Origin of the sequence: Congregibacter litoralis KT71 (assembly GCF_000153125.2) — a bacterium.
Lineage (GTDB): Bacteria > Pseudomonadota > Gammaproteobacteria > Pseudomonadales > Halieaceae > Congregibacter > Congregibacter litoralis.
The window spans coordinates 747294-766128 of the sequence record NZ_CM002299.1; the positions used below are offsets into that span (position 1 = coordinate 747294).

13 protein-coding genes, 1 tRNA gene and 2 pseudogenes are annotated in these 18835 nt (G+C 55.7%); 8 read left to right on the forward strand and 8 right to left on the reverse strand.

The features are described 5' to 3' along the window. Nucleotides 1-91: 91 nt before the first annotated feature. The 3 genes from KT71_RS03390 to KT71_RS03400 all read left to right on the forward strand — a co-directional run bounded on the left by KT71_RS03390 (nt 92) and on the right by KT71_RS03400 (nt 1871). Nucleotides 92-1030 (forward strand): LysR substrate-binding domain-containing protein, encoded by a 939-nt coding sequence (locus KT71_RS03390; RefSeq protein ID WP_008292867.1) that lies wholly within the window; start codon nt 92-94, stop codon nt 1028-1030. 236 nt (nt 1031-1266) lie between these two features. Further along, nucleotides 1267-1587, forward strand: a complete 321-nt coding sequence (locus KT71_RS03395) for a toxin (protein ID WP_238549453.1) — start codon at nt 1267-1269, stop codon at nt 1585-1587. Further along, entirely contained in the window at nt 1584-1871 is a 288-nt protein-coding gene (locus KT71_RS03400) for a CopG family antitoxin (RefSeq protein WP_008292865.1), read from the forward strand. Before KT71_RS03395 ends, KT71_RS03400 begins: the two co-directional genes overlap by 4 nt. 455 nt (nt 1872-2326) lie before the next feature. Here KT71_RS03400 and KT71_RS03405 read toward each other — a convergent pair whose 3' ends face one another. Beyond that, complete coding sequence (locus KT71_RS03405; protein ID WP_008292864.1) at nt 2327-3133, reverse strand: formyl transferase; 807 nt, start codon at nt 3131-3133, stop codon at nt 2327-2329. 338 nt (nt 3134-3471) lie between these two features. On the opposite strand from KT71_RS03405, the pseudogene KT71_RS21015 reads away from it, so the two are divergent. Further along, nucleotides 3472-4428, forward strand: a pseudogene (locus KT71_RS21015) (IS3 family transposase); the annotation flags it as partial. Nucleotides 4429-4533: 105 nt separating this feature from the next. Here KT71_RS21015 and KT71_RS03420 read toward each other — a convergent pair. Continuing rightward, entirely contained in the window at nt 4534-7233 is a 2700-nt protein-coding gene (locus KT71_RS03420) for a TonB-dependent receptor plug domain-containing protein (protein WP_008292860.1), read from the reverse strand. Between the two features lie 437 nt (nt 7234-7670). On the opposite strand from KT71_RS03420, the gene KT71_RS03425 reads away from it, so the two are divergent. Continuing rightward, nucleotides 7671-8861 carry an ISL3 family transposase gene (locus KT71_RS03425; protein WP_023659513.1) on the forward strand — a complete coding sequence of 397 codons (1191 nt, stop codon included), beginning with the start codon at nt 7671-7673 and terminating at the stop codon, nt 8859-8861. Between the two features lie 38 nt (nt 8862-8899). Then, nucleotides 8900-9157, forward strand: a pseudogene (locus KT71_RS20395) (transposase); the annotation flags it as partial. A 93-nt stretch (nt 9158-9250) separates the two neighbouring features. On the opposite strand, the gene KT71_RS03435 reads toward KT71_RS20395, so the two are convergent. Beyond that, a tRNA-Ile gene (locus tag KT71_RS03435) sits at nt 9251-9327 on the reverse strand. A 155-nt stretch (nt 9328-9482) separates the two neighbouring features. Between KT71_RS03435 and KT71_RS03440 the strand changes: the two genes are divergently transcribed. Then, entirely contained in the window at nt 9483-10982 is a 1500-nt protein-coding gene (locus KT71_RS03440; RefSeq protein ID WP_008292858.1) for a M20/M25/M40 family metallo-hydrolase, read from the forward strand. A 39-nt stretch (nt 10983-11021) separates the two neighbouring features. Here the strand turns inward: KT71_RS03440 and KT71_RS03445 are convergent, their stop codons facing one another. After that, nucleotides 11022-11552, reverse strand: a complete 531-nt coding sequence (locus KT71_RS03445; protein WP_008292857.1) for an MOSC domain-containing protein — start codon at nt 11550-11552, stop codon at nt 11022-11024. 97 nt (nt 11553-11649) lie between these two features. Here KT71_RS03445 and KT71_RS03450 point away from each other — a divergent pair, with 97 nt between their 5' ends. Then, the gene (locus tag KT71_RS03450) at nt 11650-12399 is read left to right on the forward strand and encodes a class I SAM-dependent methyltransferase (RefSeq protein WP_023659903.1); all 750 of its coding nucleotides are present in this window, start codon (nt 11650-11652) and stop codon (nt 12397-12399) included. Between the two features lie 40 nt (nt 12400-12439). Here the strand turns inward: KT71_RS03450 and KT71_RS03455 are convergent, their stop codons facing one another. The 4 genes from KT71_RS03455 to KT71_RS03470 form a co-directional block, all read right to left on the reverse strand. Continuing rightward, nucleotides 12440-14005, reverse strand: coding sequence for a WS/DGAT/MGAT family O-acyltransferase (locus KT71_RS03455; protein WP_023659904.1), 1566 nt, complete (start codon nt 14003-14005; stop codon nt 12440-12442). Nucleotides 14006-14154: 149 nt separating this feature from the next. Then, nucleotides 14155-15978: an RNA polymerase sigma factor RpoD gene (gene rpoD / locus KT71_RS03460; protein WP_008292854.1), complete on the reverse strand. Its 1824-nt coding sequence runs from the start codon at nt 15976-15978 to the stop codon at nt 14155-14157. Nucleotides 15979-16121: 143 nt separating this feature from the next. Continuing rightward, on the reverse strand, nt 16122-18131 hold the full coding sequence (gene dnaG, locus KT71_RS03465; protein WP_008292853.1) for a DNA primase: 2010 nt from the start codon (nt 18129-18131) through the stop codon (nt 16122-16124). A gap of 190 nt (nt 18132-18321) precedes the next feature. Next, on the reverse strand, nt 18322-18792 hold the full coding sequence (locus KT71_RS03470) for a GatB/YqeY domain-containing protein (protein ID WP_008292851.1): 471 nt from the start codon (nt 18790-18792) through the stop codon (nt 18322-18324). Nucleotides 18793-18835: the final 43 nt, after the last annotated feature.

An 18835-nucleotide genomic window follows, 5' to 3' on the forward strand; every position in this document is an offset into this window, starting at 1 on the left:
CAATTTTGATAAGAAGAGCTATAAATTGAATTTACTGTTCCATTTATGAAACTATTGAGGCAACACTGCTGCTGATGAACCGCCTTTAACGATGAATGCCATTGATCTGAACGACTATTTCTACTTCGTACATGTTGTGGAGAAGCGGGGTTTTTCATCGGCCGCTCAGGCGTTGGGGATGCCCAAGTCGAGATTGAGTCGACATATCAGCGCCCTAGAGAGGCGTCTGGACACGCGTCTCATTCAGCGAACAACTAGGCAGTTCAACGTCACCGAGAGCGGTGAGCTGTTTTATCGGCATGCTCGCGCATTGATCGATGAGATGGAGGCCGCTGAAGCGGCGATAAAACGGAGCAAGAACTCGTTGTCGGGGAACGTTGTTTTGAGTTGTTCCGTCGGTGTTGCGCAGTTTGCAGTGAAGGAAATTCTGGCGCGCTTTCTCGTCGACAATCCGCTCGTTACGGTTGCCCAGCAGGTCACCAATCAAAACATTGATCTTGTCGCGGCAGGTGTTGACCTGTCTATTCGCGGACACGTCGGTCCCTTACCGGACTCCTCGCTCATTCAGCAGAAGCTCGCGACAGTGGAGTGGAACCTTTTCTGCGCAGCCGGTTATCAGGAACAGCATGGCCTCATTGATAGTCCGGAGGATTTGCTAAATCACGATGCCCTATCTCTGGGATGGCAGTCTCCGAGGGGCAAATGGTCTTTACAGAATTACTCGGGAGAAAGCGTTGAGGTGGCCATTATTCCGCGCCTCAAAAGTGAAGACATGTCCACTCTCAAAGAGGCCGCAATTCAGGGCCTGGGGGTCGTTGCATTACCGGCGTATACCTGTCGGCAGGAGCTAAATGGTGGACACCTGGAAAGAGTGCTGACTGACTGGCATGCAGGCGTAGCGCAATTGACCCTCTTGAAGCCCAGCCGAACGGGTATGTCACCACCGGTGGAGGCGCTTAACGCTTTTCTAACGGCGGAGCTTGCGGACTTTGTGAGGAGTCCTGGCGATGATGCGGGCTCTTCATCATAAACGTGGGACACCGGCATTCCTTAAACTGAATTTGCGGAAATGCTTGAGGTCGAATAGCTGTTGTCCTTGGCGGGCGCGACCGATGCCCTGGAATCAGAGTAACCGTGGGGGGCTGCCCCTGTTTTGGTCTTGAAAGGCTTCGTTTTGTTGCCCGAATCAGTGTCGGCAATAATCTATTGGGCCCCTGGGACCTCAAAGCTACGATCCATCATTTGCGCCTGGCGCGGCCGCATATAATGACAATATGCACACACACAAGGCGTGCTATTCACTTTAGCATGAAGGTCTTTGATTGGAGCGCCGAGAAGAACCGACTGTTTGTGGAGGAACGAGGCCTTGCATTTGAGGAGGCTGCCTTCTACATCCAGGCGGGCGGGCTGCTGGACGACATCGCACACCCCAATACGTCAAGCTATCCCAACCAGCGATTGTTCGTGGTGCTCATTGGGGACTACGTTTACCTCGTGCCTTATGTCGAAGATGAGGAGCGAATTTTTCTGAAGACCATTATTCCTAGTAGGAAGTTCACAAAGCTGTATCTGGGAGGTGCTAGATGACTAACGCGAAGCTGACAGAAGAGGAGCAGGAGCTTCTTGAAGCGGTTGAGAAGGGGGAGTTCATTTCTGTCCTTACTAAAAACCGGCGTGAACAGTTGGAAGCGATCGCTACAAATACTTTCAAGAAGGACAAGCGCATCAACATCCGTATATCCAACCGAGACCTACTGGCTGTGCAGTCGAAAGCGTCGCAAGAGGGTATTCCCTATCAGACGCTCGTCTCCAGCATTATCCACAAATACGTTAGCGGCTCGCTGAAGGATGTAACAGAAGAAAAAAAATAGAGAATTGGTGGGCCCAGTAGGACTTGAACCTACGACCAATCGATTATGAGGAGCTCGGAGACGGGCGGAATCCTCGGAATAAGCGGAAGAAAGCTAAGCCTTTTTCTCGATGCCAAAACACCTGATCTGCCGAAGCCGAACTTATCCCGAACGCGATGTGCCAGTGGGGGAGGGGATCAACTCCTCAAGTCGAAGAAACGTAAGGGATTTCGCTGCACCGAACACCGAACGATTCCCGAACGGGTAGGGCTGTGTCGGTTTTGTCAGTGCGTATCTTGTGCGTGGACGCAGAAGCGGACGTTCAGCAGGCCCCGATCTGCTGCCTTCGAGCGCCAGAAACTGGTCATCACCCGACCCTGTAATCTCGTCACGAACGACCGCTGTCGCCTAGAACCAGGCGTCGTACTCCCTTCAGAACTACCAACCAACTGGTCCAGAAAAAGCGTCGAAAATCGCTAAATGCTGGGTTCGAGGTAGTACATTTGGATCAGCTCTGTCACTTCGGATGGATCAAAGAGCGCGTGACCGGATATTGTGAAGCAGTCCAGTTCCTCGGGGCCGGGAAACGAGTAATAGTGGCCGCCAGAGGATTGCACAGTTGCATTGAGTGACCCTCCGGAAGCAAGTGTCTCTACTGCGGCCGCCATCTCGGCGACGCCATCAGCATACAAGTTGATTACCTGCCACAAGTAAGATTTACCAGGTACCAAAGGGTTCAGTGTCTGACTAATAACCCCGCCCGTATCAATGCTGGAGTCTTCTATGAAATGGAGGGTTGTTCCTAGCTCTTGGTCGCCGGCGAGCATGGCCCAGAAACTGGCCATTACTCCGCGATAACTGGGTAGCAAACCAGAGTGCAGGTTGATCACGCCGAGAGGAGGCAGGGAGATCACCGCGTCTCGCAAAATACCGCCATAGCGAATAGAAAGAATAAGATCGGGAGAGATCGTGCTCACCTTTGCGATCCCATCTTCACTATTAATATGGTTCTCTATTACTGGAGCTGATCGAAGCATCGACGAAAGGCCGTGAAAGCTTCGCATCTGGGCTTGCGCGCCATAGTCCAGTAAAGGAAATACTATGTCATTGAATAGGCTTTGTTCAAAGAACTTGAGCATTTCTAGCTGCGGTGCTCTTCGCTTGCCGCCCCCGACGGCCGAAGACAGCATCAGGTACAGGCTGTGACCACGCAGCTTGGGTAAAAGCAGATTTAGAGCGTAATTACTGGCGAGGTCTTGATTGGCCAGGATGAGCACTTTCACTGTTCATTAGGTCCCAAGTGATAAAGCGTCTAGCCTAACTGCTGGCACGATTCTCGAATAGTCGTGAGATCACTGAATTTTGAGCACCACAAGTCCTGCAGATCATCAAATCTAGTTTTATAGCAGAAGGATTTTTGACAAACCGTCAATGTCGCAAATGAGGTGTCCTGGGCCATTGCCAAAGACCGCCTTCGCCTGGGTGGTTTTGCCCCCGCTCAGTGGACAGTTTCTAAAGATCCTTAGACTTCCCACGGTGCGGTAGATACCTCCGGGCTATGATAAGCCCAAAGGAGGAAACCCATGAGTAACCAACGTTATACCCCGATTTCAAGGGGAGGGTGGTGCGCCAGGTACCTTAGCAAAACCATTCCCTACCCACGGTTGCCGAACGTCTTGGCGTTTCAGCACGAAGTTTTTTTCCGAGGGATCAACGCTGTAAAACCCGATAAAAGCGAAGCCCAAGCCAACGAACTCCTGCTCGCTAAACAGGAAGAGCTCAAGCTGCGAGCAGAACTTAGGCGCGCACAGGAGGAGCGTGATGTCCTAAAAAAGGTGACAAGGTACTTTGCGCAGGAACCCGAGTGAAGTACCAGTTTGTACTTGCACACCGAGATCGCTGGAGTATCCAGTTGATGTGCCGAATGCTCCAGATTGCACGGAGTGGAATTTATGCCTGGCTCCACACGCCTATGTCTGAGCGAGCAATAGAAGATCAACGATTGCTGGGCCTCATTAAAGATTCCTACGCCGCCAGGAGCGGCGTTTATGGATCGCCGCGGGTCTTTCTCGATCTTCGTGAAGCCGGGGAGACCTGTGACAAACACCGTGTGGCGAGAATCATGTGAACCCATAAAATCAAGTCGCTACGCGATTACAAGGCCCCACGCCACATCGCTGGTCGCCCTTCGTTGATCGCTTCCAATCGATTGCAACACGAATTCACCGTGGACTTTCCTGACATTGACCGGGTGACTGACATTACATTCATCCGAACCTGACAAGGCTGGCTGTACTTATCCGTCGTGGTAGACCTGTTCTCGCGCAAAGTCGTTGGCTGGTCCATGAAGCCTTCGCTGAGTCGGGAGGTTGTCCTGGATGCTTTGCTGATGGCGGTCACTCGACGTCGTCCCTCGCAAAAGGTGATTGTGCATTCTGATCAAGGCACGCCGTTCGGTAGCGATGACTGGGTGCGCCTCTACACTGATAACGGGCTGGTTCCTAGCATGAGTCGTCGCGGTAATTGTTGGGATAATGCCGTTGCCGAATCATTCTTTTACAGCTTCAAAAAAAAACAAAAAAAGGCCGCAGCACACTGACGTGCTTGCGGCCTTTAGCGCTTCTTTTTTTTTGCTTGCCCGATAAGGGACAGCTAGCGAAACTTTGCCTGGAGCTGTGTCCCCCTAAAAGACGAAACGACCCTGCAGATACCAGGTACCGCCGTTGAAACCAAAGGGGCTGTCCTCGGGGTACAGCTGCCCTACACTACCTTGGCCGGGGTTTTCGTCCGGGAATTCGTCAAACAGGTTTTCAACACCCAGAACAACTTCCAGCGAGTCCGTGAACTGGTAGGCTACCTGGGCGTCGATCAGAGTCGATGCGCCTACATCATACCCGTTGCTTGTCGATCTCCAGTCCCCGAAGTAGTTGGCACGGAGCAGCGTGCGGAACTTACCCTGCACATGCGACCAGGTGATGTTGCCTTTGAATTCCGGCAGTTGCAGTTCAAGAGCCTCTACACGCCCATCGCTGATCGGATTGACCGTTCCGCGATCGGTGACTTCGGTTTTATTGTAGTTAAGCGCCACAGTCACCGTAGAGCTGCCACTGAGGAAGTCGAAGTAGGTGTTACCAACGACGTCGACGCCCTCAGTGTTGGTATCGAAGCTGTTGCTGAAGAAGCGGAACTCCGCCAGATCATCGAGGCCGAGGAAGTCCTGACGGTTGATGATGCCATCCGCGTCGAGCCCGGTGAGTGCCTCAGAAATCGAACCATAATCTGAACCTCCGCCGGCAAAGTTCAGTGCATCCAGGAAGTCAACGTTAGCACCCAAGGCTATGCGGTCAGTCACATCGATGTTGTAATAGTCGACTGTCCAGGTGGAGTTGCCAATGTCAAACACGACGCCGATGGAGTAGTTTTCTGCTTCCTCGGTATCGAGCTCTGGTCGCCCATTTCCAAAGCTCTCGACGAAATCAGCGCCCAATTGGCCCGCTGCGGATGACAGTGGCAGCGTTCCCTGGTCAACCAGTACGCCCTGCACGTTTTGCGTGGTGACGTTAGTGATGTTCGCCTGACCGGCGGTTGGCGCGTGGAAGCCGGTCGAAAAGGCACCGCGGATGCGGAAGCTGTCCGTCACACGATACATACCTGCGAGCTTGTAGGTAATGGTTCCGTCAAAGTTACTGAACTCTTCGTGGCGGGCCGCTGCCTGAAGCGTCAGCTCATCGGTAATATCCGCTTCGAGATCAATGTAAAAAGAGGTGTTGTCCTGTTCGGCTGAGGTGTCGTTGGGGAAGCCGCCGAAGCCGTTAGAGCTTGATGAAAAGCCCTGAGACGCCAAAGGTCCCAATGCGAAGGACGCCGGGTCGCCGGCAAACAGATCGAATTCCTCCTCTCGGAACTCAGCACCAAAGGCGATGCTTAGGTCAGACGCAAAGCCAACATCAATGCCGTAGACAAAGTTGGCGTTATATACCGTCTCAGTCTGCTCCTGCCCACCGGGAACGAAATCACGCGGGGTGGCGGGGCCGAGAGAGGCGTTAATGGTGTTGCGAATGAAGAAATCGGTACGGTTTGAACCACGCTGTACGCTCAGGTCGTAGTCAAGGCCTGTGCCAACGTTGATGTCACCGCGGACGCCCACCGCCAGTGCCATGTCCTCGTTGGTACCACCAAAGCGGGGCACAAATCCGCCGGGAATGGTTTCGATGAAGGAGAAGCAGTTCTCGCTTGCCGATACCTGTGAAAGAAACGTCGGATCAGGAATAACGCCGCCGGAGCCGCCCAGAGGGATGCCGTCGATGCAGCTGCTGCCACCATCGAGGTCACCTACGAGTACTGAGGGAACGCCGGTAGCGCTGCTAAGACCGGTTAGCGGATCAACCGTTGGGCCTGCGTAAACGCCGCCGCGCTGCCCTGTGGAGCCGCCCGTAAGATTATTCGCGCCACCGACCACGTTGCGATAGAAGAAGCCGCCCTCGACTTCACGCTCGGCATAGTTACCGAAGGCGTAAACCTCCATGTTGTCATTGATTTCGTAGGCCGAGTTAATAAACAGCTTGATATCATCACTGACATCCGGTGTACCCCAATACTGGGGGACATCGCCTGTGTAGGTGTTGATGGTCTGAAAGTCAGAAACCGGTGCGTAGCCATTTGCTGCGGCAAAGGCGACGTCGTCACGAATGACCGAGCGGACCGTGCCTTCGACATCGCGCATCTCGCCGGTGATGTTCACGAAGCCGTTGTCGCCCAGGGGGAGACCAAGGTTCGCTGACACCATGTAGTTGTCGCCATCTCCCTCGAAGGTGGAGGCGGTGCGCGCCACCATCTCAAAGCCTTCGGCGGCATCGCGGAGTCGGAAGTTGAGAACCCCGGCAATCGCGTCGGATCCATACTGTGAAGAAGCGCCGTCTCGGAGCACTTCGACCTGTTTTATGGCAAGGGACGGGATGGCTGCCATATCGACACCCTGGGCGCCGTCTGAAATACCACCGCCAAGGAACGAAATAATGGAGCCGCGGTGGCGACGCTTGCCGTTGACGAGCACCAGCACATTATCCGGCGATAGACCCCGCAGATTGGGGGGGCGCGTAATCGTCGCGGCGTCACTAATCGGCTGTGAGTTGACATTAAAAGAGGGCACCTGCGTACGCAGCATGTCCTGAAGATCCGTTGAACCGTTGACCCGGAAGTCGCTTCCGCTGATTACGTCTACCGGTACAGGGGAATCGGCAGCAGACCGATCGGCCAGACGGGTACCCGTAATGATCACTTCTTCAAGAAGCGTGTCTTGCTGGGCGATAGCCGACTGCGCCATCGACACGGCAAGCGCGAGTGTTGCGATTTTGAGAGGGGGGCGTTGTGTTAGCTGTCTCATCGGGGGTTCCTCGTCTGGCTTGGTTTAAAAACCGGCTGTTTTTCATTCAATTTTCGCAGCCTTTGATAGTGGCGGGTGTCGAAAGACCTCACCACTTGGGGCGATCGCGGCCAGGAATACCACATTTGATAACCTGACGCTAGCAGCAAAGCCTGATTTGTGCCTTTTTTGCATGATTTTTCGCTTTACCCGGGTTCGCTTAACGGGTCTGTTGGTCCGTCGTCGCTACCGGCCTATCGGGCTTTCGAGGGGATGAGCGGCTCTTCATCATTAAAGGGGTGCAACGGGGTTCATTAATCTGATTTTGCGGAATCATTTAAGGTCGAATCCAGGTTATCCCACGCATGCACGACCACCGACGGCTCTTCATCATTAACGGGGGACACCGGGGATCATTAAACTGAATTTGCGAAGTCCGTTTAATGAGGAAACCCCCGATGTCCCACGCAGGAAATATATTAGGCCTTCCCGAGCTGGAGGTCGAACGTGTTGATCGCAATGATTCGATCGAGGTCTATGCCAGGCCAAAGCGCCGCCCATCGTGCATCCACTGCCAGCATCCCAAAGTCAGGATTAAAGCGACCCACGAGCGCACGTTAAAACACACACGCCAGGGCAACCAGGTGATGACGCTGCACCTGAAGACGCCCAAGTATCACTGCCCACAATGTGGTCGCTACTTTCGTCACCGGTTTCAGGGCGTCAGGCCCCGCTATCGATCGTCGGACGCCTTCCGTCTTGAAGTATTCGAGGCCCATGACGGCGGCGTGACGCAGCGTAAGCTCGCGAGAACACACGACATGAGCCCGGCAACCGTCGAGCGCTGGTATCAAGGTCAGTGCCGACTGCGACTATCGGAGATGTCTAATCGGCCCTGCCCCCGTGTGCTGGGTATCGACGAGCACTTCTTTAGCCGCAAGCGCGGCTACGCCACCACGATGGTGGATCTGAAGAACCACAAGGTCTTCGATGTGGTGCTGGGACGCTCAGAACTGAGTTTGAGACGTTATTTAAGGGCATTACCGGGTAAAGAGAACGTCCAGGTTGTCGTCATGGACTTGTCGGAAACCTACCGCAGCATTGTGCGCCGGTACTTTCCTAACGCCACGATTGTTGCCGATCGATTCCACGTCATTCGACTGGTTAATCAGCATCTGCTCAAAGCCTGGCAGGGCTACGATCCCGAGGGGCGCAAGCATCGCGGGCTGGTCAGCCTGATGCGACGCCACCAATGGCGTCTTACGGATGAGCAAAGAGAGAACCTTGGCCGATATCTGGATGACTATCCCGTGCTCAAGGCGCTGTATGCGGCTAAGCAGCAGCTCAATCGTCTGCTGCTACTCAAATCCTTGAATCGTAAAAAAGCCAAGCAGCTGCTGCCGCGGCTGCTTTCATTAATCGAGGACTTGGCGGCTAGCCCGCTTCATCGGTTGGCCAGAACACTGAAGTCTTGGCTGGAACCCATCGTTGGCATGTGGCGGTTTACCAAGACGAACGGCATCACCGAGGGCTTCCATAACAAGATGGAAATGATGAGTCGGCGAGCCTATGGATTTAGAAACTTTGAAAACTATCGACTGCGGGTCTTAACCCACTGTGGATGGGATGGCATTATCAACCGAGTTTAATGAAAACCGGTGTATCCCCCGTTAACTGGGTAGAGCCGCAGCTGCTGCCGCGGCTGCTTTCATTAATCGAGGACTTGGCGGCTAGCCCGCTTCATCGGTTGGCCAGAACACTGAAGTCTTGGCTGGAACCCATCGTTGGCATGTGGCGGTTTACCAAGACGAACGGCATCACCGAGGGCTTCCATAACAAGATGGAAATGATGAGTCGGCGAGCCTATGGATTTAGAAACTTTGAAAACTATCGACTGCGGGTCTTAACCCACTGTGGATGGGATGGCATTATCAACCGAGTTTAATGAAAACCGGTGTATCCCCCGTTAACTGGGTAGAGCCCCACCGACCCGCAGTCGATAGGTCGAAGGCATAAAAAGCTTTAAAAATCAAGAAGATGGTGGGCCCAGTAGGACTTGAACCTACGACCAATCGATTATGAGTCGACTGCTCTAACCAACTGAGCTATGGGCCCGAGGGGCAGCGATTATAGGGCCTCTTCGGTTATCTCTCCATAGCTATTCTCTGCTGATGCGCAGGGTTCGAGTTGCTGTACCATCAACAGCTCTTGAATATCGGAGCTTTCGTATGCAATTGCCCTTACACCGCATCTTTTGCAGGCTTTTGACAGTGTTCCTTCTCTCCGCCCCGGTACTGCGCGCCGCAGAGATCTCAGAACTTGATGCTGACTCCCTTGGGGCGCTGGCCAAGGACTACGCACAGTCGTCATTCCCTTTGCTTCGGGAACTTCTGAGTATTCCCAACGACGCGAATCATCCCGAGGAGGTTGAGGCGAACGTGGTGTGGACCGAGTCCGCCTTCGCTCGTCGCGGATTTAGCACACAGCGCATCGCTACAGCGGAGGCTCCGTTGCTCCTTGCCACGCGTCAGCACGCCGATGCCGACAACACAGTACTGATTTATCTGCAGATCGATGGACAGCCCGTGGACCCGAGCCGATGGTTTCAGGCGAGTCCCTACACGCCAGCGCTAAAGCAGCGGAATGCCGCCGGTGAGTGGGAACAAATCCCCTGGACGGCCATCGAGAATTACGACGAGGAGATGCGCGTTTTTGCGCGTTCGGCTTCCGACGCAAAGGGGCCCGTAGCCATGTTCCTCGCGTCGCTGGATGCGCTTGCAGATAAAAACATCGCGCCGAACTTCAACATCAAAGTCATTATGGACTTCGAAGAAGAGCTGGGTTCCCCGAACCTCCCCAAAGCGGTGACCGAGAATCGCGAGCTCCTATCCGCAGATATGCTGATTATTTTTGACGGTCCCAGACATATCACCAATCGTCCTACGCTGACCTTCGGTGCCCGAGGCATTGCCACGGTCACACTCACAACTTACGGTCCGGTGGTGCCCCAGCATAGCGGGCACTTTGGAAACTACGCGCCTAACCCCGCCCTGCGCCTTGCGAAGCTGCTGGCTTCCATGAAAGACGACGAGGGTCGCGTCACGATTCCGGGGTTCTACGACGGCATCAGTATCGATGAGGCGACACAGGAGATACTGCGTGCAGTGCCTGATAACGAAGAGGAGATTCGCGAGCGTCTGCAACTGGGCTCCGTGGACAAGGTGGGCCGCAGCTACCAGGAAGCCATTCAGTACCCTTCGCTGAATATTCGCGGCATGCAATCTGGTTGGATTGATGAAAAGGTCCGAACCATCGTCCCGGGCTGGGCACGTGCAGAGATTGATATACGACTCGTGCTCGAGTCAGACCCCGAGCGCCTCATCGACCTTGTAAAACAACATGTGCGCGGACAGGGCTTCTTCGTGACTGATCAGGTGCCGGATAAAGCCTTGCGCATGGCCCATGAAAAGATCGCTACTTTTACCTACGAAAATTCCTACCAGTCGTTCCGCACGGACTTCGACTCTGAGGTTGGTCGCTGGCTGCGTCGCGCACTGCAGCGAGCGTTCGAGGAGGAACCTATTCAAATTCGCATGAGTGGTGGCTCGATTCCAATTTCACCCTTTGTAAACACCCTGGGTATTCCCGCGGTAACGGTGCCGACGGTTAATCGCGACAACAACCAGCACAGTCCCAATGAGAATTTGCGATTGGGCAACTATCGGGATGGCATCCGCACAATGCTTGGTATTCTTACGGAGCCGCTCTAAGCCAGCGGCATTGAGACAGGTCAAAGCCTAGGCCAAAACCTAGGCCTGGTCCTGAAACATATCCTGCGTCAACGCGGGCACTTCTACCTTGACGCTATCGCCCAGGGTGATAACGCCACCCTTGAGTATGCGGCAGCAAAGACCGCCATGACCGAGCATCGCCGCGACACCTCCTTTGCCCAGGGCGCTTTCCATACGCGAGCAGGGGTGGCACAGGGCGCTGGCCTCAAACAATGCATCACCAATGGTGAAGCGCTGATGCCGCAACGCATGCAAGTTGATACCGGAAACGACTAAGTTGCGACGCAGCGTTGCGGGCGCAATGGTCTCGAGGTCCAGGAAGTGCGCGGTCTGCTCGATAAATTCCCGGGAAATGAGGGTGACCTGCCGACCGGAGCCCGGCGTTTTGTCCACGCGGTGATCTCCCTCGAGACCGCGACCGGCGATGGCCAATACTGACTCGACTTCGGTTAGTGGCGCTTTGCGTGCTGAACGCAGCCCTATCCATTCAAGGGTTCCGGCTTTCAAATCCTTTGCAAAGCGATCCAGCGGGTTGGTTCTTTTTGTCATGAATCGACCTTACTCCAAGGGGCACCTGCCTATTCTACCGATGAGCCAATCGCCGGGGCATCCGCGTATCAACGTTGTTATCCAGGAGGCTGCTCTGATGAAGTACCTTAAGCAACTGATGTTACTCGCGGCGGTGTTCGCGGCGACTACGGCCTGCTCTGCGGATCAACCGCCATCTGCTGATGAAGAAGGCATTTACGAGTACAAATCGGCGAGCCGTGATGGCATCGGCAAGTTCTATATGGGCCGCGAAATCTCCCATGTCATGGGTCACCGAGGTGCCGGCTGGCTGGAGCGTCCTGAGCGGGAGCGTCAGGAGCGCACGGACTTGTTGATAACCCGTCTGCCCATTAGTCCAGGCGATAAGGTCGCGGATATTGGCGCGGGTACCGGATTCTTCAGCTTCCCCATCGCGAAGCGCGTACCCGAGGGGCGTGTTTATGCCGTTGATATCCAGCCTGAGATGTTGGCAATGCTGGAAGAGCGTAAAAATGCCATGAAGCTGGCAAATGTCGAGTCAGTGCTCGGCTCCGAAACCTCTCCTAACTTACCGTCCGGCGCCATTGATCTCGCCTTCATCGTTGACGCCTATCACGAGTTTTCCTATCCGCGGGAGATGGGCCTGGCACTGTTTGACGCCCTGCGAGCCGGTGGAAAACTGGTGCTCATCGAATACCGCAGCGAGGATCCATCCGTGCCCATAAAGACCCTGCACAAAATGAGCGAGGATCAGGCTCGGCGGGAGATGGCGGCCATTGGTTTGGAGTGGGTCAGAACTGAGGATTACCTACCGCAGCAGCATGTGCTCATTTTCGAAAAGCCGATGGCTGACAATACCAATAGCTGATGCCTCAATAGGCACTAGGCCGGTATGAGTTGATAGGTAGCTATGCGCGTTTGCGAGCCGGCGCCGCCTTTGCAGAATTCTTTGCCAGAGTCTTTGCGGGATTCTTAGGTTTAGCCTTGGCCCGGCTTTTTGCCGCGGTTTTCCGTTTCGCGACGGGTTTGTCCTTTGCCTTTGAGCGGCGCTTAGGCGTTGCCTTGACTATGGTTGCGTCGCGAAGCTCTTCGAAGCTTGCCATCAAACACTTACGGTAAAAGTCAGGGTCCGGCATCATCTCCCGGCAGCTCGTCGCCGAGATAGTGAATTCACCGCAATAGCTGCTGATCACATGAAACAGTCCAACGCCGTCTGCAACGGGACCCGTGCCGAAGTTCGACAGCATGCGGGCTCCGGTGTTGTAGAGAGGCACCTGGGGTCCCGGTACGTTGGTGATGACACAGTTGTAAATCGGGTTGATCTGATTCACCAGGCCCCAGCGGCTTGCCAGTCGTGCGGCCTGGGCGGTCAGAGTGCTGGGAATGAACTGCGAGTAATCGGTCATGGTTTTTGCACCGACGGCATTGGTGTATTCCTTGGCCGTGCGGGTGCCTTCATGCACTGCGATAAGACGCTCCCGGGCGCTGGCAATATCACTGCGAATCTGTACGGCCATGGTAGATACGATGTTGCCCCCGGTGCCTTTTTCCTTGGTATCACGGACATTGACCGGCGCCATCGCCACCAATGATTCGTCGGGTAATTCGCTATGGGCCTCCAGATACTTGCGCATGGCACCACCGACAATAGTGAGGGCCACATCATTGACCGTCGCGCCAGGAATAGCGTTCTTGATCCCTTTGATCTCCTCCAATGGCAGGCTCACGGCATTAAACACCCGATAGGCCGATACGGTACCGTTGAATCGCACGCGGGGGACAGTGCCGACACGCTGGAGATCGCCTCTGCGCAGCTGCATAAACACCTTCGCAAAGCCCGGTACCGTGTTGCGCGCTACGGAAATAAATCTCAAAGGCTGTCGCAGCCCGTTGATCTGCGCACGGGTCAGGAGACCCAAGGTACTGGGGTCGCGATCAGGGCGGGTGATGACGGTCTTAGGCTCGACTTTGGCATCGGCGCTCAAGTCATGAATCGCCGCGGTAATTTCCATGCCCGAAGCGCCGTCAACCGCCGCATGATGCATCTTGGAGAACAGAGCAAAGCAGCCTTTGGGATAGCCCTCGAGATTGTCGAGACCCTCGATAACATACATCTCCCAAAGGGGGCGCGACCGATCCAGGGGTCTTGCGTGAATACGTGAAATGAGAATGCAGAGCTGACGCCAGTCGCCCGGCGCGGGTAGGGCGACATGACGGATATGAAACTCCGGGTCGAAATCTCCCTCATCGATCCAGTACGGATGATCAAGACCCAGGGGCACTTCTTTGAGCCTGCGGGTCAGGCTGGGGATGCCCTTGACGCGATTCGCGGTACCCTCAAGGATCTGCTTGAAACGTACCTTGCCCTCCGGTGCGGTCTCCTGGGTGTAGATGTACAGACCGGAGATATGCATGGGGGAGTTTGGTGTCTCGAGATACAAAAAGGACGCGTCGAGTCCGCTGAGCTGCTGCATGATCGTTATCTCTTATTGGTTTTAGATGAGTGTACACCGAGCCAGCCGCTCTGCACGGCATAATGCCTGGGCGCCACGGGCAAATTAATCAGTGCTCAGTACGCAAAAAGCCGCTCAGGGAGCGGCTTTGGTCGCGCTTGGGTGCTTATTTAGGAGCTTTCGTCCAGGAAGCTGCGGAGATAGTCCGACCGCGTCGGATGGCGCAACTTTCGCAGCGCCTTCGCTTCGATCTGGCGGATACGCTCCCGCGTTACGTCAAACTGCTTACCGACTTCTTCCAGAGTGTGGTCCGTGTTCATATCAATACCGAAGCGCATGCGCAGCACCTTGGCCTCGCGCGCCGTCAGACCGCCCAGGACGTCTTTGGTCGCTTCCTGAAGACCCTGACCCGTCGCTGAATCGATCGGAGAGTGGATCGTCTGGTCCTCGATAAAGTCACCCAGATGGGAGTCTTCGTCATCGCCGATGGGTGTCTCCATGGAGATGGGCTCTTTGGCAATCTTGAGCACCTTGCGCACTTTGTCTTCGGGCATTTCCATGCGCTCGCCAAGCTCTTCGGGGGTGGGCTCGCGACCCATCTCCTGAAGCATCTGCCGGGAAATACGGTTGAGCTTGTTGATGGTTTCGATCATGTGCACCGGAATACGAATGGTGCGCGCCTGATCTGCAATGGAACGCGTGATGGCCTGACGAATCCACCAGGTAGCGTAGGTCGAAAACTTGTATCCGCGACGGTATTCAAACTTGTCGACCGCCTTCATCAGGCCGATGTTGCCCTCCTGAATCAGGTCGAGGAACTGCAGACCGCGGTTGGTGTACTTCTTGGCGATAGAAATCACAAGGCGGAGGTTAGCTTCTACCATTTCCTTCTTGGCGCGCCGCGCCCGGGCCTCGCCCATGGACATGCGGCGGTTGATTTCTTTGATCTCGGTAACCGTGAGACCGGTGGCTTCTTCAATCTGACCGATCTGGCGCTGAGCGCGATGGATTTCTTCTTTGTGGGCGTTCAGCTTGGGGCCGTAGTCTTTCTTGCGGGCATGGCGTGACAGCCATTTTGCGTTGGACTCGTTGCCCTGAAAGGACGTGATGAATTCCTTGCGGGGCATCTGGCAGCGGCGCACCACAATGCGCATGATCTCGCGCTCCTGCTCCCGAACACCGGCAAGGGCTGAGCGCGCCTCGTCGTTCAGGGGGTCAAAAACCTTCGGTGTGAACTTGAAGAACTTAAAGATCTCACCAAGCTTCTCCATCTCCTTGATGGATGCCTTGTCCTGACGACCCTTCTCGGCGAGAACTTTTTCCGTTTTGTTGAACTGACGTTTGAGGGCGGTAAAGCGCTTCTTCGCCTCTACGGGATCAGGTCCCGTGGGAGCGTTGTCATCTTCGTCGTCAGTGTTACCTGCGGCTTTAGCCGCCTGCTGCTCGGCAATCTGCTGGGCAGAGGGCACGTGGTCTGCCGGGTTCAGGTAGCCCACCAGGATATCGGCGAGCTTTTTCTCTTCTTTGGCGACCAGGGCGTAATCGTCCAGTACGGACTTCACGGCGCCGGGGTAAAACGCCAGGGCAGCCATGAGCTCCCGGATGCCTTCTTCGATGCGCTTGGCGATAACGATCTCGCCTTCGCGGGTGAGAAGCTCAACGGTACCCATTTCGCGCATGTACATGCGCACGGGGTCCGTGGTCCGGCCGGCTTCGGTCTCGACGGCTGCGAGAGCTGCCGCGGCCTCCGCTGCGGCGATGTCGTCGGCAGAGCCATCGCCATCGGTGAGGATCAGGTCATCGGCATCGGGGGCCTGCTCAAAGACCTGGATTCCCATGTCGTTGATCATCTGGATGATGTCTTCGACCTGATCCGGATCAGAAATGTCCTCGGGGAGGTGGTCGTTGACCTCGGCGTAGGTGAGGTAACCCTGCTCTTTTCCTTTGGCAATCAGGGACTTCAAACGCGATTGCTGTGTAACGGCGTCGTTCATTCGATACCTTGCTTGGGTTTGGCCGGCCCTTTCGGGGCGGACGTGATAAAACAGAAAAAGTTAGCCCGCCAGTATAGCGGAAAGTGGGACAAATTGCTTACAGAAATAACGGGCCTGCCACCGCCGCAGAGGCCGCGGTGTGTTTACTGGCCGCCGGGACCACTTCGGGTGTCCAGGTCGCGCAGGGCACGGATGAGCTCCGGTAGCCGCGCCTTGTCATCGGCGGTGAGCTGGGCGTAGGGGCGACTCTTCAGGCCGCTGATCTCCTCCATAATCCGCTGGCGGAGGGGCAGCAGTGTCAGGCGTCTGATGATGTCCTGAAACTGTGCTTCGATACCATCTGTGGGTATCAGTCTTTCCTGCCCCGCAAGTTCTGCGAGAAGCTCGCCTTCGCTGCTGCCATGCCAATGGCCCAGAAGCATGCCGGTGCTGGACTCGGGGCGTTTTTGCAGTAACTCGATAATGGCTTTGAGTAACTCCCCCTCCCGACCTTCCAGCGCAGACAGGGCATGGGCGTCCGCCAGGGCAGCGACGGCGGGTTTGTGCAGTAACAGGGCAATGGCAGCCTGGGTCAGCGTCGCATGCGCGCGGGGCGCCTGACCCAGGGGCGCGCGTTGTCGGGGGGTGGGTTCATCGTCTGAAGGGGCCCAGGCACCCGCATCCGGGGGTGGCCCTCCGTCCATTGAGGCGTAGTAGTCACCTGAGTCGATATCTGGGTAATTATCGGCGAATTCATCGGAGTATTGAGGCAAGTGGTGATCCGGATAGCTGTTTGCGCTGCTGCCGAAGCCGCTGTCAGACGCTCCACCGTGACGGGCCTTTTCTGGAGCGGGAGGCGGCTCCGGGGGCGGCAGTTCGAGTTTCATCAGGCTGGCAAGCTCTAAGCCGGTGCGCTCTGCCAAAGACTGGAACATCAGCTCCCGATAGACGCCCTCGGGCAGTATGCGAATGAGAGGCAGCGCCCGCTTGGACAGGCTGGCGCGACCCTCCATGGTGCCAATGTCCAGCCCGTTTGCCTGACTCTGGAAGAGAAACTCCTCCAGGGGTACGGCGGCATGCACCAGATCTAAAAAGGCCTGGGTCCCGTCTTTGCGCACCAGGGAGTCGGGATCTTCGCCCTCCCGCAGAAACAAAAATCGGGCCTGGCGTCCGTCGGCCATGGTCGGCAGGGTGTTGTGCAGGGCCCGCTCCGCCGCTTTACGCCCTGCTTCGTCGCCATCAAAGCAAAACACCACCTCGGGCACGACGCGGAAGATGCGCTCCAAATGCTCCGTGCTCGTGGCGGTGCCGAGGGTCGCCACGGCATAGCTGATGCCAGCCTGGGCCAGGGCAATCACGTCCATGTAGCCCTCTACCACGATGATGCGATCGAGTTTGCGATTGGCTCGCCGCGCCTCATAAAGGCCGTAAAGCTCACGGCCTTTATGAAAAATGGGTGATTCCGGGGAGTTCAGATACTTGGGTTTGTCGTCTCCCAGCACCCTGCCGCCGAAGGCGATCACACGGCCGCGACGGTCCCGGATAGGAAACACAATTCGGTCCCGGAAGCGGTCATAGACGCGGCCTTTATCATTCTTAACCAGCATGCCAGCGGTGATGGCTCGGGACAGCGTTTGTTCGTCGTCCCCCAGATGTTTCAGGAGGTTGTCCCATCCGGCGGGCGCCAGGCCAAGGCCAAAATCCCGGGCAACAACCCCCGTAAGACCGCGATTCTTGAGGTATTCAACGGCAGGCTGGCGGTTTTCGTGGGTTCTCAGGGCATCCTTGTAAAACGCAGCGGAGCGCTCCATCAATTCGTAGAGGGGTTTGTTTGGCGACTCGCCCTGGGGAGACGCTCCCTGGCCCCGGCTTTCCTCCCGGACAACCTCGAGTCCGACCCCCGTGGCGAGGTTTTCCACCGCCTGGGGGAAGTCGATATTCTCGTAGTCCATGATAAAGCCGAGGGCGTTACCGCCCGCCCCGCAGCCGAAACAGTAGTAAAACTGTTTTTCGGGATTGACGCTGAAAGACGGTGACTTTTCGTCGTGGAAGGGGCAGCGGGCGCTAAAATTCTTGCCGGTTTTTTTGAGTTTTACGCGACGGTCTATGACGTCGACGATGTCGACGCGATCCAACAGGTCATCGATGAAGCTTTGGGGAATCCGTCCGGCCATGATCAGCGTTTTGCCAGGTAAAAAAGCGCCAGGTAAGAAGGTGCCAGATAAAGAAGCGCCAGGTAAATTGATGCCAGGTAAAGTGGTGCCAGTTGAAACAATGCCACGTCAATATGTGCCCGGCCAGGGGCCACACTCACTAGGGGGGGGATTATGCCACGGGCGGCAGATCCGGGTGCCGGAGCCCGCGTTAGCCGACGAGACGGGCTTTAACTTTCTGGCTGACTGCGCCCATGTCGGCACGGCCCTGAAGCTGGGGTTTGAGCTGTCCCATGACTGCGCCCATGGCCTGCATTCCTGAGCCGTCGGCCGCTGAAATGGCGTTATCAATAATGGTGTCGAGCTCTTCGTCGCTGAGCTGCTGGGGAAGAAATTCCTGAATGACAGCAATTTCTGAAGCTTCCTGGCTGGCGAGATCTTCGCGATCTGCGTCTTCGTACTGCTTTTGCGAATCCCGCCGTTGCTTCAACATCTTGTCGAGCACAGCGATAACCCGCGCTTCGTCCAAAACGATGCGCTCGTCGACTTCTATTCGCTTGAATTCGGCCTGGATGAGACGAATGGTGGAGAGTCGCTCTTTATCACGACTTTTCATCGCCTCCTTCATGGCGGCTTTGATCGCAGCCTGGGTTTCTGAAGGAGTAACGGTCGATTCGCTCATAAAGCCTGTTTCGTGTCGAAACCTGTCTTAACGCCTACTACCT